This is a genomic window from Lebetimonas sp. JS085, assembly GCF_000523295.1.
GTDB lineage: Bacteria > Campylobacterota > Campylobacteria > Campylobacterales > Nautiliaceae > Lebetimonas.
In genome coordinates, this window is record NZ_ATHR01000001.1 from 52,654 (window position 1) to 69,738 (window position 17,085).

Sequence of the window (17,085 nt, forward strand, 5' to 3'; positions counted from 1 at the left end):
TGAAATTTCATTATTTATTTTTTTAATGCATTTTTATAATAATCAATATTTCTTTCTTTTCTTAAAGCTAAATCAATTTCACCTTTTATTATTGTCAAAGGAGTTTTAAGTTCATGTGAAACGTCGGAATTAAACCTTTCTATTTTTTTAGCTCCTTCATTTAATCTTTTTATCATTTCATTGAACGCAAGGGCTAAATTTTGAAGTTCTGTATAATTTTTAGGTATAGGCAGAGTTTCATTTAAATTTTGAATAGTGATTTTTTTTGCAAGTTCGGTTGTTTTTTCAACGGGCTCTAATATTTTATTAATCATTTTATTTGCAAAAAACAAAAGAATTATAATTAAAAGAGGGTCTAATACTAAAAGTGTATCTTCTAAATTTTCAACTTTATCAATAATATTCTTTTTTATTAAAATAATTTTATCCTCACCGTTTTTATAGACAAAAACAGCTCTTAATTTTTCTCCCTCATCTATAACTTGAAAAGTTTTATTAAAATCAATATTTTTATCAAAATTTTTGCTTTTAAAAATAATTTTGTTATTTTGATAAATTAAAACTTCAAGATTTGTAAGCTTTTCGTTATAAGAAAAATTTTTTAAGTGATTTTCAATATAAACTGCTTCTTTATAAAGCCTGTTTTTAATTGATTCTTTAATGGATTTATTAAAAAAATATACAGCCAAAAAGCTGAAAATAAAAATAATAATAATTAAAACTGCCCCAAACCATAACAGTATTTTTATTTTTAAAGAATTAAACTTCAAGCCTGTATCCTAAACCTCTGTAATTTTTGATAATATCCCCTACTTTTTTTCTAAGATGATACATTGTAACGGCAATTACATTATTATCAATATATTCTTTTTCTCTCCATAGTTCATCTTTTATTTTTTCATTTGATATATAAGCATTTTTGTTTTTTATCATAAATAAAAGAAGTTCATACTCTTTTGCGGTAAGCTTAATAATTTTATTGTCTTTTTTAACTTCCTTAGTATTTAAATCTATTTCCAAATCTTTAATTTTTAATATATTTTGATATGTTTTTAAATTTCTTCTGATAAGTGCTTCTATTCTGACTAATAATTCTTCAAATTCAAAAGGCTTTGTTAAATAATCATCTGCCCCGCTTTTAAAACCTTTTATTTTATCACTGAGTTCACCTTTAGCAGTAAGCATTAAAATCGGGGTATTTATTTTTTCTTTTCTCAAATGCTCAATTATTTCAATTCCTGACATTTTAGGCAACATCCAGTCTATAATAATCAAATCATAATTATTAATTTCTGCCAAATATTCCCCTTCTTCCCCGTCAAGGGCAAAATCTACTTTTTTACCTTCTTCTTCAAGCCCCCTTTTTAAAAAAGAAACAATTTTTTCATCATCTTCAACCAAAAGAATTTTCATTTTTAGCCTTTTGATATTTATAATAAATAAAAATAATTACTGCTAATATTACCAGTGTAATGGCAGTGATTTCTCTTAAATATTTATGAATAAGCTCCTGGTTTTGACCTATAAAATATCCAAGTCCCACTAAAACCAAAATCCAAATAAGACTTCCTAGTGCTGTAAAAAAACTAAAAATAATTCCGTTCATATTAGCAAGTCCTGCAGGAAAAGAAATATACTGCCTCACACCCGGTATCAGTCTTCCGGAAAAAGTGGAAATATGACCGTGTTTTTCAAAAAAATAATCAAGTTTATTTAGTTTTTCTTTGCTTATGAATTTTTCTAAAAATTTTCTGCCAAACTTACTTGCCAATAAATAATTAAACCACGCTCCGCTGAGCGAGCCTAAAACTCCTGAAATAATAACCAAAAACAGATTCATATCCCCCTTGTAAGCCAGATACCCGGCAGGTATCATAACAACTTCACTTGGAAAGGGAAAAAAAGAGCTCTCTAAAAACATTAATATAAAAATTCCAATATATCCCCAATTTCCGATGGTTGTAACTAAAAAATGAACTATTGCTTCCACATTTTCCTCCAAAAACTTTTAAATTTTTCTTTATAAGGTTTTATAAAAAAAGCAATTTTTTCTTTAAGCTGTTTGAATTTTTCTTTTAATTCTAAAAACAGAGGATTTTTTTCTATCTTTTCATACAGAAAATATCCAAACTGAATAATTTTATATTTCATAAGCCTGTCTTTATTTCTTTTAAAAATATCAACACTCGGAATATAAATAATTATTTTTAAAATATAAAACAGACTTCCTGTAATTACAAAGCCCTTGGCAGCTAAAAAAACACCTATTGTAGCCGAGGTTTCAGCAAGAATTACTATAAATACAAAAGAAAAAAGCAAAACCAAATCATTGCTGTTTTCAATAAATCGCATTATTCTTTCATAAAAATGAAAATTTTTTATAAATAAAAGAAGCTTTTTTGCCGAATTTACAACTACTTCTTCAAATAAAAACCATAAAAAGAAAAAAGATATTCTAAAAATTTTTTTATTTTCTTAATTTTTAACTCCTAAAATTTTATTCCATATAAACATAGCAATATCATTTAATTTCTGCAGTTTGTCTTTTAATGAATAAATTATTACTGCAGAAATTAATCCTACAAAAAATCCCCCAATTATATCAAAAGGCCAGTGAACACCGACATATACCCTTGCAATTCCACAAAGAAAAGCCATTAAAAAAGCAAAAATTCCTATAATTCTTGTAGATTTGAACATTAAAAGCATAAATGCAATTGAAAAAGTTAGTGTTGCATGGTCTGATGGAAAAGAATTTTCAGGTTTATGATGTATAAGCATAGTACCTAAATGCACCATAAAAGGTCTTGGATGAAAATAAACAAGACTTATAAGCCAATTTATAAAAAGTCCAAGCATTCCTGCATAAAAACCAAACAAAGCTTCGTTTTTTCTTTTACTAAACCATAGATAAATTAAAATAAGTGCAAAAATAAATGGTGTGATTTTAGCACTTAAAATCATAATTTCATCTAACAGATGATTATGTCCCGCCAATGAATTAATATCTAAAAACCACTCTTTGTTAATACCCATTAAATTCCCTTTTTAAGGAATTTTAACGGGGGGAATGAAAAGAAAATGAAAATATATTTTAATTCATAACTAAAACTCTATAATAAAAATATTTTGTCCATTTTCATATCTGTAATCTAATTTCATATTATGAAACTTCAAAATTGAAAAAACTATATACAACCCTAACCCCATTCCGTGATTATGCGTTTTTATATCATTATGAAAGGGATTAAAATAACTTTTTAAAGGTTTTGGAAGTCTATTCCCTTTTGAAATAAACAATAGCCGGTTTTTAACCTGTTTAATAATTATTTTATGGTCTTTTGAATATTTTAAACCGTTATCAATAAGATTCTTTAAAGCCAAAGACAAAAGTTCTATATCTCCTTCTATTTTAGTATTCTCATCTATTGAAACTGTTATATTTTCAATCTCTTTTTTTTCAAGTAGATATACCGAAAAAGCTTTTTCTGATAACTCTTTTAATGTAAAATTAGTTTTATTTAAATGATAATTTTTTGAAATAACCTGTTCCGCTTTTGCAAAATCGTTAATTAAATAATTTAATTTGTCAAATATTTTAATTAAACGTTTTTTCTGTTTTTCATCATTTACCAACTCGCTTACTATTTTTCCTTTTGCAATAGGGGTTTTAAGCTCATGCATTATTGTTCTCAAAAACAGATTGCGCGAATTAAGCAATAACTCTTTTTCTCTTATATTTTTAATTATTAAAAAATATATAAAAATTAATATAATTAAAAACATAAAAAAACCGCATATAAAAAATAACCCGTTTTTCGTATATTAGAAGGTTTTTGTACACAAATTTCAAAAAAAGGTGTTCTAATAAAAAGATAAATTTTATCTTTATAAAAAAAGAGATTAAAATTTCTTCTGTGAATTTTAAAATTATATTTTTTTAAAAATTTTCTACAATTTTTTACCTGTTTAAATCCAATACTGTTCAATAATTCCAGACTTTCTTTATAATTTAATCTATTCTTGTGTATATATTTTATTATGGGTGTATATCGCCTGATAGTTTTTATATAGTTTTTATGCTTTATCTCTTTTTGAATAAAAAAAAGCCTGTTGATATAACAATTAAAATTATTATAAAAAAATATGTAATTTATTTTCTAAAGAAAGATTAATTTTCATTCGCTAAGCCTGTATCCCATACCTCTTATTGAAAAGATATATTTGGGATTTTTTGCATTGTCATTTAATTTTTTTCTAAGTCTTCCTATAATAACATCCAAACTTTTACCGCAAGGGTCGTTTAAAGTTTCACAATTTTCAATGATATATTCTCTTGAGAGTGTGGTGTTTTTGTTTTTAATTAAAACGAGTAATATTTCATATTCCGCATATGTTAAATTCAGTATTTTATCTTTAAATTTTATAATCTGTTTTTTTTCATCGTAATCAAAGAGACTTTTTTTAATAATTTCTTTCTTTTCGCTTCTCCTTAAAAGACTCATGATAACGGCATACATTTCTTTTGGGTCGTACGGTTTTGGAAGATAATAATCAGCTCCTCTCTCCAGCCCCAAAACTTTATCGGCAACATCGCTTCTTGCACTTGAAATAATTATAGGAATATCACTTTTTTTCCTTATTTCTTTACAAACTTCCAAACCGTCCATTCCGGGAAGAGTCAAATCCAAAATCACTAAATCATAATTTGAAAAATTAGTAACAAGGCCCATATAAGGGTCTTGGTAATTTGTTATTTTAATATTGTATTTTTCTAAAAACTCCCCTAAAAATTCTGCAAATTCAGGGTCGTCTTCTATCATTAAAACATTTATCATTTTTATCTGCACTGTTTTAATTTTCTCATTTCAAGCATAAGTTTTAACTGCTCTTTTTGATTATCGTTTAACACGTTATAAATTTTTTCAATAAGTTCTGCATATTGTTTTATTCCATTTTGTTTTTTATTTTCCAAAATCTGAATAAATTTGCTTTTATTAAAAGATGTTTTTGTAAATGCATCACTTACATTTTCACTGTTGCATCTTGCATTTTTTATAATATCTCTTATTTTCGTTCTTTGCTCTTTTGATAAATCGAGTTTCATAACCATTGCTATAACAGAATTGCCTCTTTTATGTTTTTTACCGTCTTTTATATTATGTTTTGGAGGCATCGGTTGCATTTGATTTTGCATACTTTGAGGTCCAAATGCAAAAGCTGATGAGGTAATTAAAGCGGCTGCCAACACTGAAATTAGTTTTTTTGTTTTCATTGAAAACTCCTTTTTATTTTTTTACAAAAAAATTATAACCCTTTAAAGTAAATAAAAAATAAATAGAAAGTAAATGAAAGTAAACAAGAGAAAAATTATACGTTATAACCGAGTTCCCTTGCCACCCTTTTTATATTCTCAAGCCTTTTCACAATCGGGGGATGAGAAGCAAAAAGTTCTCCTAAAAACCCAACAATTCCAAAAGCTTTCATTTCGGCAGGAAGCGCAACTTTTTCTTTTGGAATTTCACCGAGTTTTGCTAAGGCATAATAAATTCCCTCCGGCCCGTCTATTTTTACTGCCCCGGCATCGGCTTTATATTCCCTGTATCTGCTAAACCACATGGCAATCATTGTGGCAAATATGCTTAAAACCATCTCGAGTGCAAAAGAAATCACCATGTATGTAAAAGGATTTACATTCCCTTCCTCATCTTTAGGTGCAACAATATTTGCTATCAGGCGTGAAATGAAAAATACAATTGAGTTTAAAACACCCTGGACTATCGTCATAGTAACCATATCACCGTTTTTTATATGATTGATTTCGTGTGCTAATACACCTTCAATCTCTTTTGTATCCATCATATCAAATAGACTTGTAGAAACTGCTACTAAAGCATTACTTTTAGAGGGTCCCGTTGCAAATGCATTTGGAGGTCCATCAAATACACCAACTTCCGGCATCGGAATTCCTGCTTTATTTGCTAATTTTGCTACAGTGCTAATTAGCCACTGCTCTGCTTCATTTGAAGGAGATTCAATCACCCTAACACCAGCACTCATTTTAGCAAGCCATTTAGATAGCATTAGTGAAATTATACTACCGCTAAATCCAACAATTACCGCCAAAACTGCGAGTCCGCTCACAGTTCCCGGGTCTAACCTGATATGAAAAACAGCTTCTATGATAAATATTGTTAAATATATTGAAGCCATAACGGCAAGGTTCATAATAATAAGCATTAAAATTGCCATTTCTCCTCCTTAATTTTTTAAATTATACAAAAATTCAGTTAATTTTGAATGATTTTCTAATCATCAAATAATAGATAGTAACTGTAGGAATTGTAACATTTAAAACTGTTACTATTATCATTAAAATTCCAAGCTGCGAATAATCTTGCGGCACTATGACTTTACCGTTTTGAATTACTTCCCTGCTTACGACAAAAATTTGATTCAAATACTTCGTGAGTATTCCCCCAGCCGTTAAAGCTAAATTCATAAGACTTGCCATAAGCGCAAACCATGTTGCCCTTTTCCCTTCGGGTGCATGTATTGCAATCAGTGTCAAAAGGGGTATCATACTAAGCTGATCAAACGGAGATTCAACAGCGGTATCTATAATTGCAACAGTTTTTGGAGCCAATCCCATTGCCTGGGGAATTCCATAATAAAGTCCGATTATAGGTAAAAACAGTATGGTGGTTACAATTGTAAGCCACAAAAGCGTGTAATGGGCAGGTTTTTTAGCAATAAAATCGCTGAAAAGCCACATTCCCAATATTGAAAGTATTGCGCCTATTTGCGCAAGTGTACCAAAAAAAGCCTTATCAAAATGTAATACGTCAATTTCCCACCACTGAAGCCCCGGACCGACACTCGGCATTGCACGGTAAATAAAAATAACAATTGCCGTTTTTATAATAAATTTTCTTTTTATTTCATCTATGTCTTTTAAAACCAGACTCAGCATATAACTTATAACAGCCAAACTTACAATAAAAATAATATCCTGGGAATGTTTAAAAAGAAAAGCCAATACTTTATTATCCCATTTTTGATATTCGGCATATCCCATTAAAACAACAAACACCGCAAAAATAAGCCCCCCGCATAAAATTTTACAGTTAACCGGACTCGGTTTTGCAACATCAAGTTTGACCAATGTAACTCCTGTAACCGAAATTAAAGGTATTAAAAGAGCAATTTCAAACACTTTTTCATAAGGAAGAATCTCGGCAAGCCATCCGCTTAATCCCGCTACCAAAACTGCAGCCAAAGATATTGCAAGCCTTCCTAAAATCTGAACATATGCGAGCTCTTCCTCCACTTTTTCTTCAGGCTGGTTTCTGTCCACAACCTCGGTGCTCATTGTATCCGCCACAACATCCTGAAGGACAAATCCTATAACGCTTAAAAATGAAGCTATAATATACACATTGTCTTTAGAGCTAAATTGTGCCCAGCTGTGATTTCCCGCAAGGCCTATTAACAAAACAGTACCCATTGCAATAAAACCGGCGCCGATATACACATAAGCCCTTCTTTGTGAGCCGAAAATCGAAATACTGTCCACAAGCTGCCCGAAAACCATTTTTATAGTCCAGGGAATACTGAGCCAAACACCAAGGGAAATTAAGGAAGCGGCTGAAAGATGCAGCTGCTCTTTTACCCAGAAAGTTTCGGCAACCCCGCTTATTCCGCTAGCCCCGTATGCAAAATAAACCATAAGCAAAGGAAGATATTTAATTCTAAAATGTCTGATAGGATTTAAAAGGGATTTTTTTATTGCATTTTTAATATTTATCAATATCGGCCTTTTTAAATATAATTATAATAAAAAAGGTTGAAAATGGTTGAAATAATCCAAGGGGATATAATAAATTTCAAAGGTGATTATATAATTGTAATCAGATAATTTTAATCAGATAACCGTTTTTGCCTGTTTTTTTGACCTCGTACATAATTTTATCCGCAGTTTTAATAAAATTTTCAAGTTTTAAATTTTTTGCAGGTTTCCTTACATAAACGGCTCCTATACTTGCTCCTATTTTAAAATTATCTTTTATCTTAATATTGTTGATTTTTTCTAAAAGAATATTTAAAAATTTTTCAAAATATTCAAAATTAGACGGTATTGTAAAAATTAAAAATTCATCCCCTCCCAATCTGCAGTATGCATCGTTTGATCGTAAAAAGGTCTGTTTTACAATATCAGCAACTTTTTTTAATATTTCATCACCATATTTATGCCCAAAAGTGTCATTAATATTTTTAAAACCGTCTAAATCAAAAAAAATTAAAGCGAATGATAATTTTCCTCTTTTAGCAACGGAAAACAATTTTTCCACATCATACATAAATTTATATCTGTTAGGCAGCATGGTTAACATATCATAATGGGCAAGACCGGAAAGTTGCTTAGTGAATTTCAAGCCTATAAAATGATGAATTATAATAATAAACACAACAGACAATTGTATAAAAAAAGAAATTCTGTTATGTGTAAAAACAAAAGCGTTTATTAATAAAACAGTAATTAAAAAAAAGTGTTCGGCAATAATTCTATATTCAGATATTTTTATATTGAAATTCATTGAAAATTTGAGCCCCCTCTTTTTCATAAAATAAAAACAGTATTACCATATTAAAATTAAAATAATATTAAAAATTAAAGTTTATAAAAACAACATTAAAGACTTATTTTAACATAATAATATTACTCTAAATTTTTTATCCCTTCATAAGCGGTTTTTATTATTTTGTCTATTTCCTCTTTTTTTATAATATAAGGCGGCATAAAATATATTACATTTCCAAGAGGTCTGAGTAAAACTCCGTTTTTTAACCCGTATTCATATACTTTAAGGCCCATTCTCCTCTCCCATGGATAATCAATCATTTCTATTGCGCCAATCATCCCGGTCTGACGGATTTCTTTTACATTTTTTAATTTTTTAAATTCCTGCATTCTATCCCATATATATTTGCTTATCATTTCATTGTATTCTAAAATACTCAAATTTTCATTTTTCACTTTACACTTTTCACTTTTAACATCAAATTCCCATTTTTCATCATGGCAACTCTTCAAGTAGCCAGATGAGCAAAGCTCATTTTCCATTTTCCATTTTTCATTTTTCATTATAAGTTCCCATTCTCCATTACTTTCAATCCACTTTCCGTTCTCAAATATATCGAGTGTTGCATTGGCGGCCGCACACCCGAGGGCATTGGCAGTATACGAATGCGAATGTAAAAATGCTTTTAATTCCTGATAGTCACAATAAAAAGCCGAATATATTTTATCGGTAATAAGTACAACGCTTAAAGGCAGATAGCCACCTGTAAGCCCCTTGCTTAAGCACATAAAATCTGGCTTTATCCCGGCCTGCTCACAGGCAAACATGTTCCCGCTTCTTCCAAACCCGACTGCAATTTCATCGGCAATAAAATGAATATTAAATTCTTCACACAGTTTTTTAAGCCCTTTTACAAAAGAAGGAGAATGCATTTTCATATATCCGGCACACTGTATAAGAGGCTCTATAATTAAAGCACTTACTTTTTTATGATATTTTTCAAAAATTATTCTGGCTTTATCTAAAGCTTTTTTAGTTTCCTCTTCGCTTTTGTCTTTCGGAATCGGAACAGTCATGTTTTTTATTAAAATTTCTTTATATGTGTCTTTGTAAAGACCCACATCACCCACACTTAAAGCTCCTATTGTCTCACCGTGATAGGAATTCTCAAGAGAGAAAAAAAGAGGTCTGGTTTTACCTCTGTTTTTCCAGTAATGAAAGCTCATTTTTATGGCAACCTCCACGGCAGAGCTTCCGTTATCGGCATAAAAAACCTTATCAAACCCACTCAGTTTGCAAAGCCTTTCGCTGAGCCTTATGGCCTGGGGATGGGTAAATCCTGCAAAAATTACATGTTCAAGCGTTTCAAGCTGTTTTTGAATTTTTTTGTTAATATAATTATTGCTGTGGCCAAAAAGATTAACCCACCAGCTGCTTATGGCGTCAATATATCTGTTTCCTTCGAAATCCTCCAAATAAACACCCTCACCTTTTTTTATCGGTATTAACGGCAAAAATTCGTGATCTTTCATTTGAGTGCACGGATGCCAGTTGTATTTTAAGTCTTTTTTCATAATTTCTCTGTTTTTCATTAAAAATCCCTTTTTTCGGATGTTTTTTTTATTATAATATCAAAAAACAAAAGGCAGTTAATGATTGAATGGATGCAGACACACAGAAAATGGCTGGTAATTACCATCTGGATAGCCACCATTGCTTTTATAGGGGCCGGATTTGTAGGATGGGGACAGTTTAATTTAAGTTCAAAATCTTCTACGGTTGCGGAAATAAACGGAAATACCAAAGTTAACATTCAGGATGTCCAGGAAATTTACAATAATCTTTTTATGGATTTAAATAAACAGCTTGGGGGAAAACTTGATGATGCAACAGCCGAAAAATTGGGTCTGAAACAGCAGGCTTTTAAAATGGCGCTTGAGCAGGGAATTCTGAGGGCGTATGCAAAAAATCTGGGACTTTATGTAACAGATGAAGAAGTGGCAAAAGCGATAATTGATACCTTCAAAAACACCAACACTTATAAAAAATATCTTCAAATTAACGGATTGAAAGCAAAAGAATTTGAAAATAATTTGAGAAAAAAACTTTTAATCCGAAAGCTTATGAGTGCATTACATTTAAAACCTTCAGATACAGAACTGCTGACACTCGCAAGCGCACTTTATAATGCAGACAATATTTCAATACAAATAATAAATAAAAATAATATAAAAGTGGATATAAGTGAAGATGAGTTAAGAGCTTTTTAAAAAAACAAAGACAAATACAAAACACCCCCAATGTATAAAATTGCAATAGTCAAAACGCCTATCACCGGCGAAGTCAGCGAAAAAGAATTAAAAGATTATTATAAAAACAACAAAAATGATTTTAAAAACGAAAAAGGTGAAATATTGCCGTTTGAAAAAGCAAAAAGCCAGGTCAAACAGGCACTTTTGGCCCAAAAATCCAAAAGAGAAGCTATATTGGCTTATAAAAAACTTAAAGAAGGGGCAAACAATTATAAATTATACACATTGGGCATAAATAATAATTTAATTCCCCCGCAAAAAATGCAGGAACTTATTAAAACAGGATATTTAAAACCGTTTATAAAAAATAGTTTTTATATCAGCGCTTTATTAATAGAAGAAATAAAACCCTCCCCTATGCCGTATATAAAAGCAAGAGCTTATGTTTTAAAAGAATTATTGAACATAAAAACAAAAAAAGCACTTCTTCAAACAGCTAAAAACAGACTTAAAAACTTTAAAGGCAGGAATATAGGATATGTTACAAAATACGATGCCGTTAAAATAAAAGGTTTAAAACCGGATGAAGCTACAGAATTTTTATTTAATCTCTTTTTATCAAAAAAGCCTGAAGGATATTTTTTAATACCGTCCCAAAATCCTAAAAAAGCAGTTGTTTATAAAATTTTGGAACAAAAGTTGCTGGATAAAATTAAATTTGAAAAAAACAAAGCACAGGTTAAAATATTCGCGGATAATCTGATTAACACTCAGGCTATTCAGGATTTAATTAACGAATTAATGCAAAAATATCATATAAAAAGCTATGTAAAATAAAGGAATTAAATTGGCGATACTTGCTGTAGATGTGGGAAGTTCTAAAACAACGGCAATAATAGCTGAAAACAACGGTAATTTAACCGTCAGCGGTGTTGGAATATCTAAATCAAACGGTATAAAAAAAGGTATTATCACTAATATTGAAGAAGCCAGTAAAGCAATTAAAAATGCGGTAAACGATGCAAAAAGAGTTGCCGGCATAGAGCTTTCAAGTGCTGTAATATCTATATCCGGAGCATACACAAAAAGCATAAAAAGTTACGGCATAGTCAATGTTCCAAATAAAGAAGTAACATTAAAAGAAATTAACAGGGCAATCAACAGCGCAATGATAAATGCAGCTGTTCCGAGTGATTATGTTCCTATTCAGGCTATTCCGTATAATTTTAAATTGGACGATTCAAGTGAAATAGAAGATCCTATAGGAATGAGCGGAAGCAGGCTTGAAGTAACCCTTCATATTATAATAGCACAAAAAAGCGGACTTGATAATCTTAAAAAAACATTTAAATTGGCCGGTTTAAAAATTGATAAAATTGTTAATTCCGCTTATGCAAGCTCTCTTGCAGTTTTGAAAGAAGACGAAAAAGAACTGGGTGTGGGAGTTATAGATATAGGGGCTGCAACATGTGATATAGCCGTATTTGTAAATAAGGCGTTAAGTTACACCGATTATCTTCCGATAGGAAGCCATCATATAACCCACGATTTATCCATCGCACTTCATACAACACTAAAAGATGCGGAAAAAATTAAACTTGATTTTGAAGATTATGTAAATAATTCGGAGGATTTAATAGAAATATCTGTAATAGGAAACGAAAACGAAAAACAAAAAGCCTCTATTTCAACCATAACCCAGGTTATTTCCGCAAGGGTTGAAGAAACATTTCTTTTATTAAATAAAAAAATTGATGATTCGAAACTCAAGGACAAAATCGGTACAGGTATTGTTTTAACCGGGGGGTTTACAAATTTTTACAATGTAAAAGAAATTGCTTCAAACTTTTTTGACGGTTTGCCTGTAAGAATAGGATATCCCAAAGAAATAGAAGGTCTTGTAAAAAATTTAAAAACACCAGAATTTTCTACGGCAATCGGACTGCTGTTATATGCCAACGGGGGAAATAACAAATATGAAAAAGATTCAAATCAAAATTTCAACTCCCTGGATCTCGAAAAAACAAATAAAGTAGAAAGTGAAGAATTGTTTAACAAAAAAAATGAAAAAGATGAAAAACAAGAATTAGCCGATATTGTTAAAAAAGTAAACAAAAAACAAATCCATTCAAAAAATTTATCAACTGGATAAATAATCTATTTTAAAGGGGAAAAAATGGAAAATGCGACTACCAATCTTTTCACAATAAAAGAAGAAATCGACGGACCAAAAATTAAAGTAATCGGTGTCGGCGGCGGTGGAAACAATATGATAAACTATATGGCGAACAGAGGGATAAAAGATGTTGAATTAATAGCTGCCAATACCGATATTCAGGCTTTAAAAACAAGCAAAGCCCATAAAAAAATACAGCTTGGTGTAAAACTTACAAACGGGCTGGGTGCTGGAATGAGGCCTGAAATAGGAGCAAAAGCTGCCGAAGAGAGTTTTGATGAAATAAAAGAAAGCCTTGAAGGGGCAGATTTAGTATTTATTTCAGCAGGAATGGGAGGCGGAACTGGTACAGGAGCGGCAAGTATCATTGCTAAAGCGGCAAAGGAATTAGGCGCCTTAACAGTAGGAGTTGTTACCAAACCTTTCAGATTTGAAGGCAACAGAAGAGGTAAATTGGCTGAAATCGGTACAAATGAGCTTAAAAAAGAGGCAAATTCAATAGTTGTAATACCCAATGACAAACTTTTAACAATAATAGACAGAAAAGTAGGAAGAAGAGAAGCATTCTCTCTTGTGGACGATGTATTGTTTAAAGCTGTTCATGGAATTTCAAATATGGTAATTTCATATGGTGAAAATGACATAAACGTTGACTTTAACGATTTAAAAACAGTAATGTCACATCAGGGATTGGCCCTTATGGGTGTGGGTGAGGACAAAGGTGAATCAGCCGCATTTAATTCCATAAAAAAAGCAATTGAATCTCCTTTACTTGATAACATTTCAATTGAAGGGGCTATGGGTGTGCTTGTTCATTTTACTATGCATGAGGATTATTCTCTTGATGAAATTTATGAGGGTATGAATATAATTGAAGAAAAAGCCCATGATGATGCCGATATAATTTTCGGTACTTCAACAGATAACTCATTGGCACCTGACGAAATAAAAGTGACTATTGTCGCAACAGGCTTTGAAAAAAATGATGCGGCAAATAAAGAAGATATCAAAAAAAATATTGAAACAATGTTGGTAGGAAAAGAAAAAGTAGTCGGCGGAATAGAACTTGATGTGGATGAGCTTGATATTCCGGCATATATGAGAAGAATGAAAGATTAAAAAATTAAATAAAAGGCTGATATCACATAATCAGCCGCAAATACCACAACAGAAGAAACAACAACAGCCCTTGTGGTACTGATCCCCACTCCTTTGGCACCCCCTCTTGTATGATAACCTATATATGTTGAAATTGCACTTATCAAATAGCCAAATACAATTCCCTTTGTAATACCTTCGTTAAAATCGCTTAATTCTCCAAACTGTCTTATTTTATCCAGATACGCATAACCGTTTACATCAAGAGAATATATGGAAATCAAATAAGACCCCACATTGGCCACCGCATCAAAAAACAAAATCAATAAAGGAAGTGAAATAATTGTAGCAATAATTCTTGGAACTATCAGGAAATGTCTGGAATCCACAGCCATTACATCAAGCGCGTCTATCTGCTCGGTTACTCTCATACTTCCAAGTTCCGCTGCATAAGCACTCATTCCCCTGCTTACCACCATTAATGCGGCAAATACAGGACCGAGTTCTTTAATTACAGATATAAATATTGTATAACCCATAAAATCATCTATCCCGAATTTATGAAACGCATCGTATAAATTTACAGCTTCAACAAGACCTGTAAAAAAACCGGTTAAAAAGATAACACCGATTGAGCCGTAACCGATAAATGTAATCTGATCCAACAAATTTTTAATTCTATACGGAGGTTTAAAAAAATATTTTTATTTGGAAAATAAAAAAATCGCCCAATATATTGATAAAATTTATTGTGTTTTTCCCGATATTATAAAAGAAGCGGTTTATCAATTAAGCCCTTTTTTGATAAAATTATAACAAAAAAGGAATAAAATGGCGGAAGAAAAAGAAAATCAGGAAATTGGGGAAGAAAAAAAAGAAAAAAGCGGAAGTAAATTATTATTAATTATTATTATTGCATTATTGCTGATATTATTGATTATAGGTGGATTGGTTGCATATTTTTTACTTACAAACACATCTGAGCAAAACACAAATCCGCAGACACAAGAAAAAACTCTAAAAAAGAAAGTCAGTGATATGGCTCAAATTGGTCCGATTTATCCGCTTGATCAGTTTATAGTAAATTTAGTAAGCAACAATGCAGACAGATATTTAAAATGCAAGGTTTCCCTGGAACTGGATTCACCGGATCTTCAAAACGAAATTGATAAAAAACTGCCCGCTGTAAGAGACACCATAATAAATATTCTTTCCAGTAAAACAGTAGAAGAAATTCAAACGGCAAAAGGAAAAGAAAAATTAAAAGAGGAAATTAAAAGAAAGCTGAATGAAATGCTTACAACAGGCGAAATCAGGCATGTTTATTTTACGGAGTTTGTTATTCAGTGATAGGCATAGATATTGTAGTAATTTCAAGAATTGAAAATATGATTGATAAATTCGGTAAAAAAGCAAAAGATAAATTTTTAAATGAAGAAGAACAGAAATTTTTTTTAACCCCCTCTTCCGTTGCGGGGGCATATGCGGCCAAAGAAGCATTTTCAAAGGCTATTGGAACGGGTATTGGAAAAGAGTGTAATTTCAAGGATATTATTATTCTAAAAAATTCAAAAAATAAGCCCTATTTTTCAGAAAAAACAATTAAAAAATTTAATTTAAAAAATGCCGACCTTTCAATTTCCCATGACGGAGGATTCGCCATCGCCGCTGTTATAATTTCCAGATAAATTTGATATAATTTCATTCCTGTCCCCGTAGCTCAGCCGGATAGAGCGCCACCCTGCGGAGGTGGAGGCCGTGCGTTCGAATCGCGCCGGGGACGCCAAGATTTTAGAATTTTACAAATAAATTATAATAATTAAATTTTTTTGCACAAAATACAAAATAATATTAAACTTTTATAATTTTCACAAAAATTTTTTAAAATATATCTCTCCTTCTTTTCCAATAAAATCATAATTTAAATTCATATAAAGTCTCCCGCTTAATGCTAAATGGGGTAATGGGATAAATTTTTTAGATTTTATAAATTTTTGATAAATTGGATCAGCAATTATATAATAAAATTCATCATTAAACTTTTTAAAACCCTCTTCAGTTTCTGTGAAACTGAAATTTTTATTTTCAAAAAAACAGCAGTTATTATTCAATAAATCATTTTTTATTGGGGAAGCGGCAAATGCTTCAATACCTAAATTTTTTTCAAAATATTCTTTTATACTCAAAGCTATAATTGGCTCGTGAATTATCAATACTTTTTTATTATTTACAGATTTTTTATTAATTAAATTTTTTATTGTTTCTCCCACAGGAAAACCTACAATATATGGGATATCAAAATTCTTATGCATATATTCAGCTAATTTTAATCCGCTTGAAGTAATTACAATATTCAGAGCTGCTTTTGAACTTTCAATTAAGTTTTCAAAATTTTTTTCCATTCCCCAGATACTGATGATTTTATAATTTAAATTTTTCAGTAAATTAATTAATGGATTTAAATGCGTATGATGCCCTATATCGAGATGTACAGCCCCGAGAATGTTTACAGTTTTTTCCTCTTTTTTTTGAGGTTTTAAAACAGTTTTAGCCAATTCTAAAAAAGCTCTTGAAGCGCCTTCACTATATGTTTCAGTTCCTTTTGTATTAATATAAAAAAGAGGGATATTTAATTCTTTTTGAATAGTTTCAGATAAACCGTTTAAATCAGTTCCTATAATTGCGGAAACAGGGGTGCCCATTAATACTAAAAATTTCGGTTTTAAGTTTTTTGCAACATTTATAATTCTATCGATAAATTTAGCATCATTTCCGAATACTGCATCCATTTCTAAAAGTCCCGCACCTACTAATTTTGTTTTATTTCTATACCATCTGTATTCATCTCCGATATTTATATGCCATGCACCTCCTGCCGGACCGTATGTAATCATCAATCCTCCAAGTTCATATAGTGCTGAAGCAACCCCAAAATATCCTGAAGCAAGAGGTAAAAGATTATCTATTAATTTCATAT

Annotated in this window: 20 protein-coding genes and 1 tRNA gene; 7 read left to right on the plus strand and 14 right to left on the minus strand. The window is 30.7% G+C overall.

The features are described 5' to 3' along the window. Nucleotides 1–14: 14 nt before the first annotated feature. From DZ68_RS10370 to bioA, 12 genes are all read right to left on the minus strand, one after another. Nucleotides 15–770, minus strand: a complete 756-nt coding sequence (locus DZ68_RS10370) for a histidine kinase dimerization/phospho-acceptor domain-containing protein (RefSeq protein ID WP_024790472.1) — start codon at nucleotides 768–770, stop codon at nucleotides 15–17. Further along, a complete protein-coding gene (locus DZ68_RS0100280; RefSeq protein WP_024786713.1) occupies nucleotides 760–1,413 on the minus strand; it encodes a response regulator transcription factor in 654 nt (217 codons plus the stop codon). Before DZ68_RS0100280 ends, DZ68_RS10370 begins: the two co-directional genes overlap by 11 nt. Beyond that, entirely contained in the window at nucleotides 1,394–1,990 is a 597-nt protein-coding gene (locus DZ68_RS0100285) for a DedA family protein (RefSeq protein ID WP_024786714.1), read from the minus strand. Before DZ68_RS0100285 ends, DZ68_RS0100280 begins: the two co-directional genes overlap by 20 nt. Further along, complete coding sequence (locus tag DZ68_RS0100290; protein ID WP_024786715.1) at nucleotides 1,978–2,352, minus strand: hypothetical protein; 375 nt, start codon at nucleotides 2,350–2,352, stop codon at nucleotides 1,978–1,980. Before DZ68_RS0100290 ends, DZ68_RS0100285 begins: the two co-directional genes overlap by 13 nt. A 123-nt stretch (nucleotides 2,353–2,475) precedes the next feature. Continuing rightward, nucleotides 2,476–3,036, minus strand: coding sequence for an undecaprenyl-diphosphatase (locus DZ68_RS0100295; protein WP_024786716.1), 561 nt, complete (start codon nucleotides 3,034–3,036; stop codon nucleotides 2,476–2,478). Nucleotides 3,037–3,105: 69 nt separating this feature from the next. Further along, complete coding sequence (locus DZ68_RS0100300) at nucleotides 3,106–3,786, minus strand: ArsS family sensor histidine kinase (protein ID WP_024790473.1); 681 nt, start codon at nucleotides 3,784–3,786, stop codon at nucleotides 3,106–3,108. Between the two features lie 392 nt (nucleotides 3,787–4,178). After that, nucleotides 4,179–4,838: a response regulator transcription factor gene (locus tag DZ68_RS0100310; protein ID WP_024790475.1), complete on the minus strand. Its 660-nt coding sequence runs from the start codon at nucleotides 4,836–4,838 to the stop codon at nucleotides 4,179–4,181. Between the two features lie 2 nt (nucleotides 4,839–4,840). Next, nucleotides 4,841–5,275, minus strand: a complete 435-nt coding sequence (locus DZ68_RS0100315) for a Spy/CpxP family protein refolding chaperone (RefSeq protein ID WP_024786719.1) — start codon at nucleotides 5,273–5,275, stop codon at nucleotides 4,841–4,843. Between the two features lie 95 nt (nucleotides 5,276–5,370). Beyond that, on the minus strand, nucleotides 5,371–6,252 hold the full coding sequence (gene htpX, locus DZ68_RS0100320; RefSeq protein ID WP_024786720.1) for a protease HtpX: 882 nt from the start codon (nucleotides 6,250–6,252) through the stop codon (nucleotides 5,371–5,373). A gap of 34 nt (nucleotides 6,253–6,286) precedes the next feature. Then, the gene (locus DZ68_RS0100325) at nucleotides 6,287–7,810 is read right to left on the minus strand and encodes a hypothetical protein (RefSeq protein WP_024786721.1); all 1,524 of its coding nucleotides are present in this window, start codon (nucleotides 7,808–7,810) and stop codon (nucleotides 6,287–6,289) included. A gap of 100 nt (nucleotides 7,811–7,910) precedes the next feature. Continuing rightward, a complete protein-coding gene (locus tag DZ68_RS09775; protein ID WP_024786722.1) occupies nucleotides 7,911–8,597 on the minus strand; it encodes a GGDEF domain-containing protein in 687 nt (228 codons plus the stop codon). 122 nt (nucleotides 8,598–8,719) lie between these two features. Beyond that, nucleotides 8,720–10,174, minus strand: a complete 1,455-nt coding sequence (gene bioA, locus DZ68_RS0100335; protein WP_024786723.1) for an adenosylmethionine--8-amino-7-oxononanoate transaminase — start codon at nucleotides 10,172–10,174, stop codon at nucleotides 8,720–8,722. Nucleotides 10,175–10,234: 60 nt separating this feature from the next. Between bioA and DZ68_RS10915 the strand changes: the two genes are divergently transcribed. Genes DZ68_RS10915 through ftsZ form a run of 4 tightly spaced genes read left to right on the plus strand, consistent with a single transcriptional unit; the run spans nucleotide 10,235 to nucleotide 14,129 of the window. Beyond that, on the plus strand, nucleotides 10,235–10,852 hold the full coding sequence (locus DZ68_RS10915; protein WP_236619691.1) for a SurA N-terminal domain-containing protein: 618 nt from the start codon (nucleotides 10,235–10,237) through the stop codon (nucleotides 10,850–10,852). Between the two features lie 30 nt (nucleotides 10,853–10,882). Beyond that, nucleotides 10,883–11,671, plus strand: a complete 789-nt coding sequence (locus DZ68_RS10920) for a peptidyl-prolyl cis-trans isomerase (RefSeq protein ID WP_236619692.1) — start codon at nucleotides 10,883–10,885, stop codon at nucleotides 11,669–11,671. 10 nt (nucleotides 11,672–11,681) lie between these two features. Beyond that, nucleotides 11,682–12,986, plus strand: a complete 1,305-nt coding sequence (gene ftsA, locus DZ68_RS0100345; protein ID WP_051428141.1) for a cell division protein FtsA — start codon at nucleotides 11,682–11,684, stop codon at nucleotides 12,984–12,986. Nucleotides 12,987–13,010: 24 nt separating this feature from the next. After that, nucleotides 13,011–14,129 (plus strand): cell division protein FtsZ, encoded by a 1,119-nt coding sequence (gene ftsZ, locus DZ68_RS0100350; protein ID WP_024790477.1) that lies wholly within the window; start codon nucleotides 13,011–13,013, stop codon nucleotides 14,127–14,129. Here the strand turns inward: ftsZ and DZ68_RS09785 are convergent. Continuing rightward, a complete protein-coding gene (locus DZ68_RS09785; protein ID WP_236619480.1) occupies nucleotides 14,126–14,773 on the minus strand; it encodes an ABC transporter permease in 648 nt (215 codons plus the stop codon). The genes ftsZ and DZ68_RS09785 overlap by 4 nt on opposite strands. A gap of 166 nt (nucleotides 14,774–14,939) precedes the next feature. On the opposite strand from DZ68_RS09785, the gene fliL reads away from it, so the two are divergent. From fliL to DZ68_RS0100370, 3 genes are all read left to right on the plus strand, one after another. Then, nucleotides 14,940–15,458, plus strand: coding sequence for a flagellar basal body-associated protein FliL (gene fliL / locus DZ68_RS0100360; RefSeq protein ID WP_024786727.1), 519 nt, complete (start codon nucleotides 14,940–14,942; stop codon nucleotides 15,456–15,458). Beyond that, nucleotides 15,455–15,796 carry a holo-ACP synthase gene (gene acpS, locus DZ68_RS0100365; RefSeq protein WP_024788986.1) on the plus strand — a complete coding sequence of 114 codons (342 nt, stop codon included), beginning with the start codon at nucleotides 15,455–15,457 and terminating at the stop codon, nucleotides 15,794–15,796. The genes fliL and acpS overlap by 4 nt, the downstream gene beginning before the upstream one ends. Before the next feature lie 21 nt (nucleotides 15,797–15,817). Next, a tRNA-Arg gene (locus tag DZ68_RS0100370) sits at nucleotides 15,818–15,894 on the plus strand. 82 nt (nucleotides 15,895–15,976) lie between these two features. Here DZ68_RS0100370 and DZ68_RS0100375 read toward each other — a convergent pair. Next, nucleotides 15,977–17,083, minus strand: a complete 1,107-nt coding sequence (locus tag DZ68_RS0100375) for a nitrogenase component 1 (RefSeq protein ID WP_024786729.1) — start codon at nucleotides 17,081–17,083, stop codon at nucleotides 15,977–15,979. Between the last annotated feature and the right edge of the window lie 2 nt (nucleotides 17,084–17,085).

Coding starts and splice junctions, on each gene's coding strand:
- DZ68_RS0100295 (WP_024786716.1), bottom strand. CDS start 3,036: ATGGGTATTAACAAAGAGTGGTTTTTAGATATTAATTCATTGGCGGGA.
- DZ68_RS0100300 (WP_024790473.1), bottom strand. CDS start 3,786: ATGTTTTTAATTATATTAATTTTTATATATTTTTTAATAATTAAAAAT.
- DZ68_RS0100315 (WP_024786719.1), bottom strand. CDS start 5,275: ATGAAAACAAAAAAACTAATTTCAGTGTTGGCAGCCGCTTTAATTACC.
- bioA (WP_024786723.1), bottom strand. CDS start 10,174: ATGAAAAACAGAGAAATTATGAAAAAAGACTTAAAATACAACTGGCAT.
- DZ68_RS09775 (WP_024786722.1), bottom strand. CDS start 8,597: ATGAATTTCAATATAAAAATATCTGAATATAGAATTATTGCCGAACAC.
- htpX (WP_024786720.1), bottom strand. CDS start 6,252: ATGGCAATTTTAATGCTTATTATTATGAACCTTGCCGTTATGGCTTCA.
- DZ68_RS0100310 (WP_024790475.1), bottom strand. CDS start 4,838: ATGATAAATGTTTTAATGATAGAAGACGACCCTGAATTTGCAGAATTT.
- DZ68_RS10920 (WP_236619692.1), top strand. CDS start 10,883: ATGTATAAAATTGCAATAGTCAAAACGCCTATCACCGGCGAAGTCAGC.
- DZ68_RS0100290 (WP_024786715.1), bottom strand. CDS start 2,352: ATGCGATTTATTGAAAACAGCAATGATTTGGTTTTGCTTTTTTCTTTT.
- fliL (WP_024786727.1), top strand. CDS start 14,940: ATGGCGGAAGAAAAAGAAAATCAGGAAATTGGGGAAGAAAAAAAAGAA.
- ftsZ (WP_024790477.1), top strand. CDS start 13,011: ATGGAAAATGCGACTACCAATCTTTTCACAATAAAAGAAGAAATCGAC.
- DZ68_RS0100375 (WP_024786729.1), bottom strand. CDS start 17,083: ATGAAATTAATAGATAATCTTTTACCTCTTGCTTCAGGATATTTTGGG.
- DZ68_RS10915 (WP_236619691.1), top strand. CDS start 10,235: ATGATTGAATGGATGCAGACACACAGAAAATGGCTGGTAATTACCATC.
- DZ68_RS0100280 (WP_024786713.1), bottom strand. CDS start 1,413: ATGAAAATTCTTTTGGTTGAAGATGATGAAAAAATTGTTTCTTTTTTA.